We start from the raw sequence: 15,138 nt of genomic DNA on the forward strand, positions 1-15,138 counted from the left end.
GTCCGTCAGACCATTGTCAGCGTAATTACGGCGCGCTGACTTTTTCCAGGTGGAGCAACACATACGGATCTTTGTCGAATTCCCCGGTGAGTGTCGGGGTGATCGAACGCAAGCGCGGATCCTGCAGTTTTTCGAAGTCCTGCGCGCTCATCACCACCCATGCCGGGCCTTGCAGCGGCGCCAGGTCGGCTGCCGATTGGGTAAACAGTGGCACTTTATCGCAGTTGAAGTTGACCATGAACTTGATGGCTTTGGCATCTTTGCCCAAGCCATGTAGCACCACGGGGGCAGGTTGCTGCATGATCTGTGCTTTGACCCCTAGGCTGAATGTGCGGGTGTCGTAAAGCGTACGCTCCAACGGCTCGACCACCACAATGTAGGTCGACCACAACGCCAGCACCGCCGCCAGTGCTGAGCCCAGCGGGCGTAGACGCGCTTTGAACAGTGACAGCAGCGCCACGACTTGAAGCACGCCAAGCACGCCGAAGACCAGCCCCAGGCTGTCCAACTGCGCCGGGTAACGCTTGCGCGCCACCACCAGCCCGACCACCAGCAACGCCGGCAGCAGCGTCCAGATGCCCAGCATCAAGCCGCGCAGCCAGGCGAACAGCCGCCCTTGGCTGACCTGGAACGGGTAGGCCGCAATGATCGCCGCCATCGGCAGCATCGGCAGGATGTAACGGGCCTTCTTGGCCTGAGGGACCGACAGGCCGAGCATCACCAGCAAACCCGCCGCCGCGCAGTACAGCACCAGTTTCAGTGCCGGGTCTGGCGCTCGGCGACCGCCGCTGGCGACTGCCAGCAGCACCAGCAACGCCAGTGGATAGGCCAGCGCATAGTTGCCCATGGAGCTGGTGAAGTAATACAGCACGCCGCTGGAACCTTCGGTGCCGTCCATGCGCCCCAGGAACTGCATGCGGATCACGTCCTGCATGAAGTCTTCGCCACCACTGAGCTTGGCCAGCAGCAGCAACAGGCCGACGCACGCCGCCAGCACAGCCAGGGCAATGAAGCCAAAGGTGAACAGCTGGCGCCATTGGCGGTTGATCAGGTAATAGCTGCACAGCACGCCGGTGGGGATCACCAGGCCGATTGGCCCACGCACTGCGAAGCCCAGGATCAGCAGCAAAAACAGCCAATGCAAGCGTTTGGCCGCGCCAAAGTGATCATGCGCATAGCCCAGGTAGAACACCGTGAGGGCGATGGCCGCGAGCATCTGGTCCAGCGACACCGCACGGGTTTCGCTGATAAAGGTGCTGCTGAGCAGCAACATCGCAATGCTGAGCAAGCCCCAGCGCGTGGAGTAGGGCGCCGTAAGGCGATACACCAGCATCACGATCACCGCCGAGGCGATGGACGTGGGCAACCACGCTGTGAGGCTGCTGACCTCGCCAAACGGCAACGACAAGAGCCAAGTCAGCAGGGTCGACGTCGCCAGGTAGTCAGCGTAAGGCTGGCCATAGGTGGTGGGGAAAAAACTCGGCCCATGGCGCAGCATTTCCTGGGCAAACACCACGAAACGCGAGTCGAAGCCGATGATTGCCTGGTGCCAGTTGCCGACAATAAACAGCACCAGCGCCAGGAGCCCGAGCCCCAGCGACTGGTTGCGCAGCGTTGCTGTAAGCAGCGGCGGTTGAGCTTTGTTCACGTCTTTAGTCTTCCTTGGCTGGCGCTACCCAGTTTTGCTGGGGGATCGGCAGTTCGCAGGAGTCGCCACGGCCCATCGGGAAATACTTGAAGCCTTTGCGCGCCAGGCGCTCGCCGTCGTACAGGTTGCGACCGTCGAAGATCACCGGGTTCTTCAGGCGTGCGTGGATCAGTTCGAAATCCGGCGCTTTGAATTGCTGCCATTCGGTGCACACGATCAACGCATCGGCACCGCTCAAGGCCGATTCCGGCGTGCCCAGCAGGGTCAGGCGCGACTCGTCACCGTAGATGCGCTGGGTTTCCTGCATGGCTTCGGGGTCAAACGCACGGACATTGGCGCCGGCCGCCCACAGGGCTTCCATCAGCACGCGGCTTGGGGCGTCGCGCATGTCATCGGTATTGGGCTTGAACGCCAGGCCCCACAAGGCGAAGGTCTTGCCTTGCAGTTCGCCTTTGAAGTAGGCGTTGATGCGTTCGAACAGCTTGCTCTTCTGGCGCTGGTTGATCGCTTCGACCGCTTCGAGCAAGTCACTGGAGCAGTTGGCTTCCTTGGCGCTGTGGATCAGGGCGCGCATGTCTTTGGGGAAGCACGAACCGCCGTAGCCGCAGCCTGGGTAGATGAAGTGGTAACCGATGCGTGAGTCGGCACCGATGCCCAAACGCACGGCTTCGATGTCGGCGCCCAGGTGTTCGGCCAGCTCGGCGATCTGGTTGATGAAGCTGATCTTGGTGGCCAGCATGCAGTTGGCGGCGTACTTGGTCAGTTCGGCGCTGCGCAGGTCCATGAAAATGATGCGGTCATGGTTGCGGTTGAACGGCGCATAGAGGTCGCGCATCACTTCACGCACTTCTTCGCGTTCGCAGCCGATAATGATGCGGTCCGGGCGGCGGCAGTCGGCAACGGCCGAGCCTTCCTTGAGGAATTCCGGGTTGGAGACGATATCGAACTCCAAATGGCGACCGGCAATGTGCAGGTTTTTTTCGATATGGGCGCGCAGGGTGTCGCCAGTACCGACCGGCACGGTGGATTTTTCCACCAGGATCACCGGCTCCACGCGATGGCGCGACACGGCATCACCTACCGACAGCACGTACTTGAGGTCGGCCGAGCCGTCTTCGTCCGATGGCGTGCCCACGGCGATAAACAGCACTTCACCGTGTTCTACGGCGAGTTTTTCGTCGTAGGTAAAGTGCAGGCGCCCGCTTTCCAGGTTTTCCTTGACCATGGCCGCCAGGCCCGGTTCGAAGATGGTCACGTGGCCTTTTTGCAGCGACTCGACTTTGCTCTTGTCCACGTCCATGCAGATCACATCGTGACCGACCTCGGCCAATACGGTGGCCTGTACCAGACCGACGTAACCGCTACCAAATACACTGATTTTCATGGGGCATTCCTGGGGCTTGCAACGCTAGCACGACGAGAGTTAATAACCAGAACACCGAGAATGACCAAGGCCACTCCCAGGGTTTTTGAAAGCGAAAAATGTTCGTTGAACACCGGCAGGCTGGCCGCCAGCAGGTACACCAGCGCGTAGCTGATGCTTAGCAGCGAATAGGCACGCCCAAGGGGCAAGTGCTTGAGCGCGCCGAGCCAGCACAGCATCGACAGCGCATAGGCGATGATCGCCAGGATCACCACGCCCAGGGCGCCAAGATCAATAGCGTTGCTGTTGAACGCATTCAACCATTCGGTCGGCAACGGCAGGCGTGTCATGCTCCAGCGCATGCCCAACTGTGCGGCGCTGACCAGGCCGACACTGCCCAAGGCCAGGGCGAACCCTTGCGCGCGGCTCATACGTGACGCCCCAGCAGCACGACGCCACCAATCACCAGCGCGACACCGAGCCAGTGACGACCATCGATATGTTCCTGGAAGACAAACCGCGCCATCAGCGTCACCAGTACAAAGTTGAGGCTGAGCATGGGGTAGGCGATGCCCACTTCCAGGCGCTGCAATACCAACAGCCATACCAGCAGGCCAAGGCCCAGGCACACCAGCGCCGACCATAGCCACGGCGAACGCAATTTGGGCGCCCAGCCGTCGGGCTGGTCACGCCAGCTTTCCACCGCAAACTTTTGCGAAACCTGGCCCATGCAGGTGAGCAGGCAGGCGCCCGCCAGGAGAAGCAAGGTGATCATTGCGCGGCCTGTGGGAAAATCAGGATGACGATACTGCCTTGCTCATAACGCTTGCCGTCTTGGGGCAGCAGGTTCACTTCGGCCACTTCATCGTCGCCCTTGACCCGCATGACCACGCCAACCGAGCCTTTTTTACGTGCCTCGCTCATCCACTGCTGGACGTCGGCGGTACCGATCTTGCGATAAGCGGTGTCCGGGTAGGCAATGCCGTACTTCACTTCACCGACCGTGTTGTACAGCGCAACCTCTGGGCGACCCAGGCGCCAGGACAGCGCGGATGCAGCGCCAAGGTCATTGCTGAGCAGGGCGGTGGTCGGTTGCAGTTCGGGCAAGTGGTCGATGATGAACTGGTCCGGGGTCTTGTTATAGACCACCGAGTGCGGCAGGGCGGCGGGCACCAGGGCGACCAGCAACCAGCTGCCGATGACCGGCGCAGCCCATAGCTTCAACGGGCGCGCAGCTTGCAGCAGGTTGACCACGATCCAGCCGAACAGGAAGGTGAACACCAGCACCAGGCTGAAAGTCTCCTGACCGGGCTCATACACCGGCTTTTTCAATTGGAACCAGCTGATGGCCAGCAACGCCACGACCCCGATAGCCAGGTTCAACCAGCCGTTGATGCGCAAGGCGCGGCCATGCCCCTTGGCCAGCTTGTCGCTGAGCGTCGAGCCCATCAACAGCGCCAAGGGCAGCAGGCACGGCATTACGTAGGACGGCAGCTTGCCTTTGGCCAGGCTGAAGAACGCCAGGGGCATCAACAACCACAGCAGCAGGAACGCAGTATTGGGCAGGCGCTTTTCCAGCCAGGCCTGTTTGACCGTGGACGGTAGCAGGGCGATCCATGGCAACGAGAACGCAACCATCAGCGGCAGGTAGAACCAGAACGGCTCGGCATGCTGGGCGTCATCGCCGGCAAAGCGCTGGATGTGCTCGTGCCAGAAGAAGAAATTCCAGTAGTCCGGCTCTTGCAGGTGCACGGCCAGCGCCCACGGCAGGCTGACGACAATGGCGACGACCACCGCGACCACGCCATAGCCCAGCAATTCACGAAAGCGTTTCTGCCAGATCGCGTAGGGCAGGGCGATCAACACCGGCAGCAGCCAGGCCAGAAACCCTTTGGTCATAAAGCCCATACCGCAGGCAAAACCGAGCAAGGCCCAAGACCCCAAGCGGCCATTGCGCGTGGTGCTGTCGAAACAAAACCACAAGGCCACGCCCGTGAGGTTGACCCAGAAGGTGAATTGCGGGTCTAGGTTGGCGTAACCGCCGAGCAAGGCCACGCTGACAAAGCTCATGTACAGCACGCTGCTGACCAGGCTTTTTTGCGGGTCGTTCCACAACCGGCGCGAGACCAGATACACCAGCAGGATGCTCAGCCCCGTGCTCAAGGCCGACGCAAAGCGCACGCCGAACAGGTTTTGCCCGAAAATCGCCTGGCCCAGCGCGATCATCCAGTAGCCGGCAGCGGGTTTCTCGAAATAGCGAATGCCCATGAAGTGCGGCGAGGCCCACTTGCCGGTCAGCAGCATTTCCTGGCTGATTTGCGCGTAACGGGTTTCGTCGGGAATCCATAGGCCGTGGGAGGCCAGGGGCAACAGGTAGAACACGCCAAACGCCAGCAGGAGCAGGGGCAATGCCCAGCGCCGGATCATGCCTGCTGCACTCCGAGCCAACCCTCGCGGCCGCTGAGCGCGCCGCGCACCAACTGTTGCTGGGGCAGGGTGGTCACATCCGCAGGCAACAGGTCGCCCAAGGGTTTGAAGTCGATGCCGCGCTGCCCGGCCTGGGCGAGCAGTTGGCGAAAATCGTCAGCCATCAGAATCCCTTCTACTTCTGCGTGGATCGTATAGACGTTCAGCTTCGACGCGGCGAACCGGTCAAGAATGAAGCCGTTGAAATCTTTGGCAGCCACCACCGGCCCGACGACTTCGTCGAAGGTCGGCAGGTCTACCGGAATTTGTGGGGTGCCCGCGCTGCCATCGGCCAGGGTCGGTCGAAACAGGCTGGTGCCCCGGCAATCGCTGTTGTAGCGAAAGTTGAAACCTTGTTTGGCTTGCACCACGCGCTCATCGGCACGCCAGCCGGCGGCGGCGGAACAGTCGATGCGTTCACCCAGGATGTCGCTCAGGGTGTCCACGCCACGACGGATCTGCTCGACCAGCTGTGCGTCGCTCCAGCGCCCGGTGTTGGCTTGCCAACCGTGATGGTCCCATGCGTGCAGGCCGACTTCATGGCCAGCGGCCTTGGCCTGGCGCATCAAGTGCCCCAGGTCACGGCCGATCGGCTTGCCTGGCCAGGCGGTGCCGGCCAGCAAGATGTCCCAGCCATACAGGCCGGCAGCATTGGAACGCAGCATCTTCCACAGAAACTGCGGGCGGATGAGACGCCACAAGTGGCGCCCCATGTTGTCCGGCCCGACACTGAAGAAGAACGTCGCTTTTACCCCGGCTTCGTCCAGGGATTCGAGCAACCGCGGCACACCTTCACGGGTGCCACGGTAGGTGTCGACGTCGATTCGCAAGCCTGCCTGCATTACTTCTTGTCCGCGATTTCGAGCATGGCTTCTTTGAGGAAGAAGTCCAATGTGTTGCCGATGGTTTCGCTCATCTCAACGGTCGGCTCCCAGTTCAGCAGGCGCTTGGCGTTTTCGATGCTTGGCTTGCGGTGTGCCACGTCCTGATAACCGGTGCCGTAGAACGCCTTGCTCTCTACGTCGCGGAAACCGGCGAACGGAGGGAAGTTGCTGCGCAGCGGGTGAGCTTCGAACTGACGCAGCAGTTCTTCGCCCAGCTGACGGATGCTGGCTTCGTTTTCCGGGTTGCCGATGTTGATGATCTGGCCGTTGCAGATATCGTTGTCGTTATCGATGATGCGTGCCAGGGCTTCGATGCCGTCAGCGATGTCGGTGAAGCAACGCTTCTGCTCACCACCGTCGAACAGGCGGATTGGCGTACCTTCCACCAGGTTGAGGATCAACTGGGTGATGGCACGGGAGCTGCCGATACGTGCCGAGTCAAGACGGTCAAGGCGCGGGCCCATCCAGTTGAACGGACGGAACAGAGTGAAGTTCAGGCCTTTGTCGCCGTAAGCCCAGATCACGCGGTCCAGCAGTTGCTTGGAAACGGAGTAGATCCAGCGCTGCTTGTTGACCGGGCCGACCACCAGGTTGGAGGTGTCTTCGTCGAAGTACTGGTCCTGGCACATGCCGTAGACTTCGGAAGTCGACGGGAAGATCACGCGCTTGTTGTACTTGACGCAGTAGCGAACCAGTTTCAGGTTTTCTTCGAAGTCGAGTTCGAATACACGCAGCGGGTTACGGGTGTATTCGATCGGCGTGGCGATGGCCACCAGCGGCAGGACCACGTCGCACTTCTTGATGTGGTACTCGATCCACTCGGAGTGGATGCTGATGTCGCCTTCCACGTAGTGGAAGTTCGGGTGGCTGCGCAGGCGCTCGATGGCGTCTGAGCCAATGTCCAGGCCGTAGATTTCGTAACGGTCGTCACGCAGCAGGCGCTCGGACAGGTGGTTACCGATAAAGCCGTTGACACCCAGGATCAGTACACGGGTACGACGTGGCTTGCGGCCGGACTCGGCGCCGCGCAGTACGGAACCGTCGACCAGGCCCAGTTCGTCAGCCAGGGAAGGGCCGGCCAGGTACAGGCCGTTTTCGTTGCGCTGGCCGAACTTGACCACCAGGGAATCTTCACCGCAAGCGATGCGCAGCGGGTTGACGCTGATCACACGGCCTGGGGCCAGGCCTTCGTTGCCCTTGACCACGTCAGCTTGCCAAACGATGAGTTTGTGCTCGCCGACAGCGCAGAAAGCGCCCGGGTACGGTTGGGTAACAGCACGAACCAGGTTGAACAGCTCTTCAGCCGGCTTTTTCCAGTCCAGCTTGCCATCAGCGGCGGTGCGGCGACCGAAGTAGGTGGCCTGGCTTTCGTTCTGGGCAGTTTCGGCCAGTTTGCCTTGGGCCAGCTGTGGCAGCGCATCACGCAGCAGGTTGGTGGCCGCTTCACGCAGTTTGGCGTGCAGGGTCAGGCCGGTGTCGGTGCGGTCGATGATGACTTTTTGCTGGGCCAGGATCGCGCCGGCATCGGCACGCTTGACCATGCGGTGCAGGGTCACGCCGGTTTCGGTTTCGCCGTTGACCAGCACCCAGTTGGCCGGAGCGCGGCCACGGTATTTAGGCAGCAGCGAACCGTGCAGGTTGAACGCGCCTTTTTTGGCGGTGGCCAGCAGGGCTTCGCTCAACAGGTTGCGGTAGTAGAACGAGAAGATGAAATCCGGGTTCAGCTTGGCAATGCGCTCGATCCACAGCGGGTGGTTGGCGTCTTCCGGTGCATGTACCGGGATGCCATTGCGGGCGCAGAGTTGGGCGACGGAACCGTAGAAATTGTTTTCCTTGGGGTCGTCGGCATGGGTGAACACGGCAGCAATGTCGTAGCCGGCGGTCAGCAGGGCTTCAATGCCTGCACAGCCAATATCGTGATAAGCGAAGACAACAGCTTTTGAATTCATGACGAAACCTGATCGGAAGGAGAAGTAGGAGAGTGGGAAGTTGCCAGGCCGTCGACCACGACGACCGGAGCCGGTTCTGCGGGTTGGTTACGCAGCACCTTTTCAATAAAGAACCGTGGACGGGCACGCACGTCACTGTACATGCGCCCCAGGTATTCACCCAAGAGGCCCATGCCGATGAATTGACCACCGGTGAACACAAACAGCACCGCGAACAACACGAACATGCCTGAACCGGCCCATTCGGCGCCGAACACCAAGCGCAGGAACACCAGCGCAAAGGCAAACAGCATGCCCAGTGCCGCCAGGCTGAAGCCGACGATGCTCAGCAGGCGCAGCGGGGTGGTGGTCATGCAGGTCAGCAGGTCAAACATCAGGCTGATCAGGCGCATGGCGCTGTATTTGGACTCGCCATGCTCACGTTCGGCGTGGTGCACCAGGATCTCGGTGGTGTGGCGGGCAAAGCCGTTGGCCAGGATCGGGATGAACGTACTGCGCTCGCGGCAGGCCAGCATCGCATCGACGATGGTGCGTCGGTAAGCGCGCAGCATGCAGCCGTAGTCGGTCATGGCCACGCCGGTGGAGCGTTGCACGGCCAGGTTGATCAGGCGCGAAGGCCAGCGGCGGAAGGCCGAGTCCTGGCGGTTGTTACGCACGGTGGCGACCACGTCGTAGCCGAGGGCGGCTTGCTCGACCAGGCGCGGGATTTCTTCGGGCGGGTTCTGCAGGTCGGCGTCGAGGGTGATGATCACCTCGCCACGGCACTGCTCGAAGCCGGCCATGATCGCGGCATGCTGGCCGTAGTTGCGGTTGAGGATCACCGCCACGACGTTGCTGCCGTCTTCTGCGGCAGCGTCTTCCAGCAATTGCGCCGAGTTGTCGCGGCTACCGTCATCCACCAGGATGATTTCGTATTCGTAAGCCAATTGCTTGCAAGCTGCAGTCGTGCGACGCAGCAACTCAGGCAGGCTCTCTTGTTCGTTGTAGACCGGGATAACGATCGACACGCAATGAATAGGGTAGGGTTTCAAAGATTCATGACCTCGGGGCTAGAACAATTGGAGCGTGAAAACAGCAGTAATCCATCGGTAAACAACGCCGAAAGATTAAACGTAGCGTGGGGTTGCGGCATTCATTCGACTTTCCTGAGGACGGGTAACGGTTTCTTCCATGGGTTAGCAGATTAAAGACGAAAACTATTAAAGGTAAAGCGTAATCAACAGGTTAGTCGGGAAAAACGCGGTTCGTTCTCAAGTCCTGGGGCCAAGATTAAGCGGAAAATTGTTGAACGAATATGAAAGGCGGATGAAAAACTCGTTTATTTGACAGGTAGACAGGTAGGGTTCAGCTAAACCGCTGAAGCGCCTGGGGATTGGTTCTGCGGGCAAAACCGCGACGGTTTCTGCACCACCGCACAGGCGCGCAAGGTAATTCAACAAACTTCTCTGCATTGGCCCTCAAGTGCCGGTAAAGTAAGCCATCTCTTGCCAGGGTACTCGAATGAATAGTGTGCAGATTTTGCGCGGCCAGTTGCGGCCTGCATTGATGGGCTTGTTGATGGCGGTGGCCTGTGTCACGACAGTTCGAGCCGACGATGGCGTAGCGCTTACCAGCGTCGAGCAGGTACCGGAGGGCGTGGAAGTGCGCGGCAAACAGGTTGCGGCCTATACCTGGGACGACCATCAAGGCAAGAACTTGCTGGTTCTCGCCGAGCAGGTCAGCGAACGCGATGACGACGGTACCCAATCGGCGTTTGTCTACGCCGCCCAATATTTGCTCGGTGGCGACCGCCCCAAGCGTGTCTGGATGCTCTACGACGACGTGCAGCACTGCGAATTCGACGCAGGGCTGCGTTTTGACATGGCGGCCACCAAGGTCACTGACCTTGCCGGCGATGGCATTACCCAGGCCACGGTGGGCTATTCGCGCACCTGCACCAGCGATGTCAGCCCGCGCGAGTTCAAGTTGATCATGCATGTTGGCAAGTCGCAGAAATACCGCCTGCGTGGTGTCGATCGCGTGGGCGCAAGCTGGTGGGACGAGGATGCCGGTGCCCTGCGCGGTATGCCACTGCCTACCGACTGCAGCGTTACCGCGCAGCAGGCACTGGTCAGCCAGTACAAGGAGCAGGGCACCGAGTTGCCGCTGCCGGGCTGTTATGGCGATGAAAGTGACTTTGCCAAGGCGCCGGACAGCTACCTGGCGTTCATGCGTCAGCATTGGTTTGCACTGATGCAGAAACAGGACGCTGACTGGAGCCAATCCCAGGCTCAGCCTCAGCCCGAAGAACCGACCGAGGACGACGAATCGGCTCCGTGATTTTGTGCCAAGGCCTGTCCTGGGTTAGACTCGGTCTTCGCCAATTCACTAAATACCTCGATTAAACAATGAGTTGGTTGAGGTATTTAATCCAAAGGCTGATCTACCTTGACTGAGTCTATCCGCAACCCGCTGACCCTCTACCTCACCCGTTTGGCGCCCTCCAGCCAGTTGACCATGCGCTATGTGCTGCAAGATGCCGCCGACCGCCTGGGCTATGAAGACATCAACCTGGAAGAGATCGACTGGCACCTGCTGCAACCCGAACAGGTGATTGCCCTGGTCGGCGCATTGCGCGAGGACGGTTGCGCGCCGAACACCTCATCGCTGTATGTGAATGCAGTACGCGGGGTGATGAACGAAGCCTGGCGAATGAGCCTGATCAGTCAGGACCACCTGTTGAAAATGCGCTCGGTCAAGGCGACGCCGGGCACACGCTTAGGCCAGGGCCGTAACCTGCGCCGCAGCCTGATCCGCGAAATGATGGAAGTCTGCGCCGCCGACCCACGCCCCCAAGGCCTGCGGGATGCCGCCGTGATCGGCATTTTGTATGGTTCGGGGATGCGCAAGTCGGAGTCGGTCAACCTGGATCTGGCGCAGATCAACTTCGATGAACGCAGCTTGCGGGTGATTGGCAAAGGCAACAAGGAACTGATCAAGTACGCCCCGGCTTGGGCGTTTGACAAGTTGCAGGCCTGGCTGGCGTTTCGCCGCGAGCAGCTCAAGGAGGGCGAGCAGGACGATAGCTTTCTGTTCAATCGTATCCGCCGTGGCAGCCATATCACCCGTGAACGCATCACCAAGCACGCGATTTACTACATTGCCCGCCAACGCGGTGAGCAGGTGGGGGTAAAGATCATGCCCCATGACTTCCGGCGCTCGTTTATCACGCGGGTGATTGAAGAGCATGACCTGTCGATTGCGCAGAAACTGGCGCATCACACCAATATCCAGACCACCGCCAGTTATGACGTACGCGATGACAATGAGCGGCGCCGGGCGGTGGACCGGTTTGATTTGTAGTTCTTAGCACAGCAAAGATTTTGGAGCCCACCTGTGGCGAGCAGGCTTGCGCTGCGTTGGACTGCGAAGCAGTCCCAGTAAAGGTACTGAATTTCTCCTGAAAGAACTCAGTCTCTGAGTTTGGGGCTGCTTCGCATCCCAACGCAGGGCAAGCCTGCTCGCCACAAGAGTGCCGTTGCCATACAGTCGCAACGCGTTAGAGAATCGGTTTGCCGCCGGTAACCGCGTAGCGCGAGCCGGAGATATAGCTGGCTTCGTCCGAGGCCAGCAGCACATAGATGGGTGCCACCTCCACAGGCTGGCCCGGACGCCCCAGCGGCGTTTCGCTGCCAAAGCTCTGCACGTCCTTGTCGGGCATGGTCGCTACAATCAGCGGCGTCCAGATCGGCCCTGGCGCCACACTGTTAACGCGAATACCTTTGTCACCCAGCAACTGCGCCAAGCCACCGGTGAAGTTGGCGATCGCGCCTTTGGTGGCGGCGTAGGCCAGCAGGGTTGGCTTGGGCATATCGGAATTGACCGAACTGGTGTTAATGATCGAGCTGCCGGTTTTCATATGCGGCAGGGCCGCCTTGCAGATTCGAAACATCGCGGTGATGTTGATATCGAAGGTCTTGACCCATTCTTCATCCTCGATCTCTTCGAGGGTTTCGTGGGTCATCTGGAACGCAGCATTGTTGACCAGTACGTCGATGCGACCAAACTGCTCGACGGTCTTGTCCACCAGCGCCTGGCAATTGGCTTTTTGCGCGATATCGCCCGGCAACAACAGGCATTGACGGCCGGCCTCTTCGACCCAGCGCGCAGTTTCCTGGGCGTCTTCATGCTCATCCAGATACGCGATGGCCACGTCGGCACCTTCGCGGGCAAAAGCGATGGCCACCGCGCGGCCAATGCCGCTGTCGGCGCCAGTGATCAGGGCGATCTTGTTGGCCAACCGGCCGGAACCTTTGTAGCTCTTCTCACCGCAGTCGGGGTACGGGTCCATTTTCTTCTGGGTGCCCGGTACGGACTGGGCTTGAGGTGCGAAGGGCGGGCGAGGGTAGTCGGTCATGTCTAACTCCTTAGAACGTCTTGGGTGCTATGGAGTTAGTTGTTTTGCCGCTGGCGATAGTTGTAACGGATGGGCGATGGCCCCGACGAATGGCGTCAGCCACGCGCCAGGTGAGCCGGCAAACGGCGCAGGGTCCACAAGGTCACCAGCATCGCCGCCACCGCGCACAGCGCAATGCCGACCAACATCGGCGCCGGCGTATGGTCGGCAAACACGCCAACCAACGTCATCGACACGGCCGCCGTGATCATCTGGATAGCACCGAGCAGCGCCGAGGCAGAACCCGCCACTGCGCCGTGATCTTCCATGGACAACACCCCGGCGGCCGGCAACAGCAGGCCGAGAAAACCGAAACCGATAAACAGCAACGCCATCATCAAGGCGAGGTTGTCGCTCCAGAGGGTAGTGACGGCCAGCGCGCTCATGACCACCGCCACGCCCACCACCGACCAGCGAATCAGCGGCGCCAGGCCAAAACGCGCGCTCAGGCGGGCGGTCAGTTGGCTCATGGCGAAAAACGATGCGGCGTTGACGGCAAAACACAGGCTGAACTGCGTAGGCGTGAGGCCGAAATACTCGATGTACACGAACGGCGCGCTGCCGATAAACACAAAGAACGTCGCCAAGCCAAACCCGCACACCACCGACAGGCCGGTGAATACCGGGTCGCGCAGCAAGGCGCCGTAGCTGCCGATCGCACCGCCCAGGGTCTTGCCCAGGCGACGTTCGGCGGGGTGGGTTTCGGGCAACTGCACAAGGGTCATCACCAGGCACAACACCGCCACTACCGCCAGCACCACGAACACTTCACGCCAGCTCCAGAGTGAAATCACCACGCTGCCGGCCAGGGGCGCGAGGATCGGCGAAACACTCATCACCAGCATCAGCAAGGCCATCAGGCGCGCCGCTTCGTGGCCGGTGTACAGGTCGCGCACGACGGCGCGCGGGATGACCATGCCTGCGCAGGCGCCAAAGGCTTGCAAGGCACGAAAACCAATCAGCACTTCAATCGTCGGTGCCAGCGCACAGCCGACGCTGGCCACCGCGAAAATCGCCAGGCCTGCGTAAATCGGCGGCTTGCGCCCGTACACATCACTGATCGGCCCGTAGAAGAGCTGGCACACACCAATGATCATGAAGAACACCGTGAGGCTCATCTGCACGGCCGCCGGCGACGCCTGCAGGCTGGCACCCAGGGTGGGCAGTGCAGGCAGATAGCTGTCAATGGCGAAAGGGCCAATGGCGGTGATCAACCCGAGCAACAAGGCCAGGTGGGCAATACTTCGAGACATGGGGGTTCCGGGTCACAGCAAAAGATCGGCCAGCTTAGTGAGCTGTACCTGGGCACACAAGATGATGCTTACACAGACGCTACATTTTCATGCGGCTTGGCTGATCTTCACAAAATAAAGATTGAATAATCACACTTAATGTTATTTAAATAACAAAACAAGAGCGCTACGACCTGCCTGGTCGTGCCGCAACAAGGTGAGATAGCAATGGGCAAGATCGCAGTCATCGGCAGCAACATGGTGGATTTGATTACCTACATCGACCGCATGCCGGAACAGGGCGAAACCCTGGAAGCGCCGGGCTTTGCCCTCGGGTGTGGCGGCAAAGGCGCCAACCAGGCGGTGGCGGCAGCCAAGCTTGGGGTGCAGGTGCTGATGTTGAGCAAAGTCGGGGACGACATGTTTGCCGACAACACCCTGGCCAACTTCCAGCGCTTTGGCATCGACACCCGTTATGTGCAGCGGGTGCCGGGGGTCTCCAGCGGCGTTGCGCCGATTTTTGTGCGCGCCGATTCCCACAACAGCATTTTGATCGTCAAAGGCGCCAATGCGCATTTGTTGCCGGCGGACATCGAGGCGGCGGCCGCCGACCTGCGTGAATGCTCGCTGATCGTGCTGCAACTGGAGATCAACCTGGCCACGGTTTACTACGCCATCGAATTCGGCCGCCGCCATGGCATTGCGGTGCTGCTTAACCCGGCACCGGCCCTGGCCGATTTGAGCGCTGAGCACCTGGCGCAGTTGGACTTCCTGATTCCCAACGAATCGGAGCTGGCGTTGATCACCGGTCGAGTCGTGGACTCGCCGGATTCGGCCCGCAGCGCCGCCCACTCACTGGTCGCCAGCGGCATTCGCCACGTGATCGTCACCCTCGGCGAGCACGGCGCGCTGTACGTGGGCGAGGAGGGCGAGTTCCAGGTGCCCGGCCAGCGGGTGGTTGCCCGCGACACCACCGGCGCCGGCGATGCGTTTATCGGTTGTTTCATCCAGCACTGGAGCCGCGACGGCGCTATTCGCCAAGCCATGGAGCAGGCTGTGGCGTATTCCGCGTGTTCGGTCACAGCGCTGGGTACGCAGACCTCGTATCCCGACGCCGAAGCGTTCGCCCGTTTCCAGCAACAGCGGTAAGACCCTCAACCC

13 protein-coding genes are annotated in these 15,138 nt (G+C 60.5%); 3 read left to right on the top strand and 10 right to left on the bottom strand.

The features are described from left to right. Window positions 1-25: 25 nt before the first annotated feature. From P5706_RS15850 to arnC, 8 genes are read right to left on the bottom strand one after another with little or no spacing between them, the layout of a single operon-like run. Window positions 26-1,648, bottom strand: coding sequence for an ArnT family glycosyltransferase (locus P5706_RS15850; protein ID WP_285679990.1), 1,623 nt, complete (start codon window positions 1,646-1,648; stop codon window positions 26-28). A 4-nt stretch (window positions 1,649-1,652) separates the two neighbouring features. Further along, the gene (locus P5706_RS15855; RefSeq protein WP_017135719.1) at window positions 1,653-3,032 is read right to left on the bottom strand and encodes a UDP-glucose dehydrogenase family protein; all 1,380 of its coding nucleotides are present in this window, start codon (window positions 3,030-3,032) and stop codon (window positions 1,653-1,655) included. Continuing rightward, window positions 3,029-3,442 (bottom strand): 4-amino-4-deoxy-L-arabinose-phosphoundecaprenol flippase subunit ArnF, encoded by a 414-nt coding sequence (arnF, locus tag P5706_RS15860; RefSeq protein WP_069787501.1) that lies wholly within the window; start codon window positions 3,440-3,442, stop codon window positions 3,029-3,031. Before arnF ends, P5706_RS15855 begins: the two co-directional genes overlap by 4 nt. Next, window positions 3,439-3,786: a 4-amino-4-deoxy-L-arabinose-phosphoundecaprenol flippase subunit ArnE gene (gene arnE, locus P5706_RS15865; protein WP_200433993.1), complete on the bottom strand. Its 348-nt coding sequence runs from the start codon at window positions 3,784-3,786 to the stop codon at window positions 3,439-3,441. Before arnE ends, arnF begins: the two co-directional genes overlap by 4 nt. Next, window positions 3,783-5,438 carry a lipid IV(A) 4-amino-4-deoxy-L-arabinosyltransferase gene (arnT, locus tag P5706_RS15870; RefSeq protein WP_285679996.1) on the bottom strand — a complete coding sequence of 552 codons (1,656 nt, stop codon included), beginning with the start codon at window positions 5,436-5,438 and terminating at the stop codon, window positions 3,783-3,785. The genes arnE and arnT overlap by 4 nt, the downstream gene beginning before the upstream one ends. Beyond that, on the bottom strand, window positions 5,435-6,319 hold the full coding sequence (gene arnD, locus P5706_RS15875; protein WP_285679998.1) for a 4-deoxy-4-formamido-L-arabinose-phosphoundecaprenol deformylase: 885 nt from the start codon (window positions 6,317-6,319) through the stop codon (window positions 5,435-5,437). Before arnD ends, arnT begins: the two co-directional genes overlap by 4 nt. Then, a complete protein-coding gene (arnA, locus tag P5706_RS15880; RefSeq protein WP_200433996.1) occupies window positions 6,319-8,310 on the bottom strand; it encodes a bifunctional UDP-4-amino-4-deoxy-L-arabinose formyltransferase/UDP-glucuronic acid oxidase ArnA in 1,992 nt (663 codons plus the stop codon). The genes arnD and arnA overlap by 1 nt, the downstream gene beginning before the upstream one ends. After that, window positions 8,307-9,341, bottom strand: a complete 1,035-nt coding sequence (gene arnC / locus P5706_RS15885) for an undecaprenyl-phosphate 4-deoxy-4-formamido-L-arabinose transferase (RefSeq protein ID WP_056860018.1) — start codon at window positions 9,339-9,341, stop codon at window positions 8,307-8,309. The genes arnA and arnC overlap by 4 nt, the downstream gene beginning before the upstream one ends. A gap of 469 nt (window positions 9,342-9,810) precedes the next feature. On the opposite strand from arnC, the gene P5706_RS15890 reads away from it, so the two are divergent. Both P5706_RS15890 and P5706_RS15895 read left to right on the top strand, forming a co-directional pair. Continuing rightward, a complete protein-coding gene (locus P5706_RS15890) occupies window positions 9,811-10,629 on the top strand; it encodes a M949_RS01915 family surface polysaccharide biosynthesis protein (protein ID WP_200433997.1) in 819 nt (272 codons plus the stop codon). Between the two features lie 108 nt (window positions 10,630-10,737). After that, window positions 10,738-11,652: a site-specific integrase gene (locus P5706_RS15895; RefSeq protein WP_200433998.1), complete on the top strand. Its 915-nt coding sequence runs from the start codon at window positions 10,738-10,740 to the stop codon at window positions 11,650-11,652. 196 nt (window positions 11,653-11,848) lie between these two features. Here the strand turns inward: P5706_RS15895 and P5706_RS15900 are convergent, their stop codons facing one another. Together P5706_RS15900 and P5706_RS15905 are read right to left on the bottom strand one after the other, a co-directional pair. Then, the gene (locus P5706_RS15900; RefSeq protein ID WP_285680002.1) at window positions 11,849-12,706 is read right to left on the bottom strand and encodes an SDR family oxidoreductase; all 858 of its coding nucleotides are present in this window, start codon (window positions 12,704-12,706) and stop codon (window positions 11,849-11,851) included. Window positions 12,707-12,801: 95 nt separating this feature from the next. Further along, window positions 12,802-13,998, bottom strand: a complete 1,197-nt coding sequence (locus P5706_RS15905; RefSeq protein WP_285680004.1) for a multidrug effflux MFS transporter — start codon at window positions 13,996-13,998, stop codon at window positions 12,802-12,804. Between the two features lie 207 nt (window positions 13,999-14,205). On the opposite strand from P5706_RS15905, the gene rbsK reads away from it, so the two are divergent. After that, window positions 14,206-15,126, top strand: coding sequence for a ribokinase (gene rbsK, locus P5706_RS15910; protein ID WP_285680006.1), 921 nt, complete (start codon window positions 14,206-14,208; stop codon window positions 15,124-15,126). Window positions 15,127-15,138: the final 12 nt, after the last annotated feature.

Origin of the sequence: Pseudomonas sp. ChxA, from assembly GCF_030263855.1 — a bacterium.
Classification (GTDB): domain Bacteria; phylum Pseudomonadota; class Gammaproteobacteria; order Pseudomonadales; family Pseudomonadaceae; genus Aquipseudomonas; species Aquipseudomonas fluorescens_CB.

Coding starts and splice junctions, on each gene's coding strand:
- arnD (WP_285679998.1), bottom strand. CDS start 6,319: ATGCAGGCAGGCTTGCGAATCGACGTCGACACCTACCGTGGCACCCGT.
- arnA (WP_200433996.1), bottom strand. CDS start 8,310: ATGAATTCAAAAGCTGTTGTCTTCGCTTATCACGATATTGGCTGTGCA.
- P5706_RS15900 (WP_285680002.1), bottom strand. CDS start 12,706: ATGACCGACTACCCTCGCCCGCCCTTCGCACCTCAAGCCCAGTCCGTA.
- P5706_RS15855 (WP_017135719.1), bottom strand. CDS start 3,032: ATGAAAATCAGTGTATTTGGTAGCGGTTACGTCGGTCTGGTACAGGCC.
- arnE (WP_200433993.1), bottom strand. CDS start 3,786: ATGATCACCTTGCTTCTCCTGGCGGGCGCCTGCCTGCTCACCTGCATG.
- P5706_RS15905 (WP_285680004.1), bottom strand. CDS start 13,998: ATGTCTCGAAGTATTGCCCACCTGGCCTTGTTGCTCGGGTTGATCACC.
- P5706_RS15890 (WP_200433997.1), top strand. CDS start 9,811: ATGAATAGTGTGCAGATTTTGCGCGGCCAGTTGCGGCCTGCATTGATG.
- rbsK (WP_285680006.1), top strand. CDS start 14,206: ATGGGCAAGATCGCAGTCATCGGCAGCAACATGGTGGATTTGATTACC.
- arnT (WP_285679996.1), bottom strand. CDS start 5,438: ATGATCCGGCGCTGGGCATTGCCCCTGCTCCTGCTGGCGTTTGGCGTG.
- arnF (WP_069787501.1), bottom strand. CDS start 3,442: ATGAGCCGCGCGCAAGGGTTCGCCCTGGCCTTGGGCAGTGTCGGCCTG.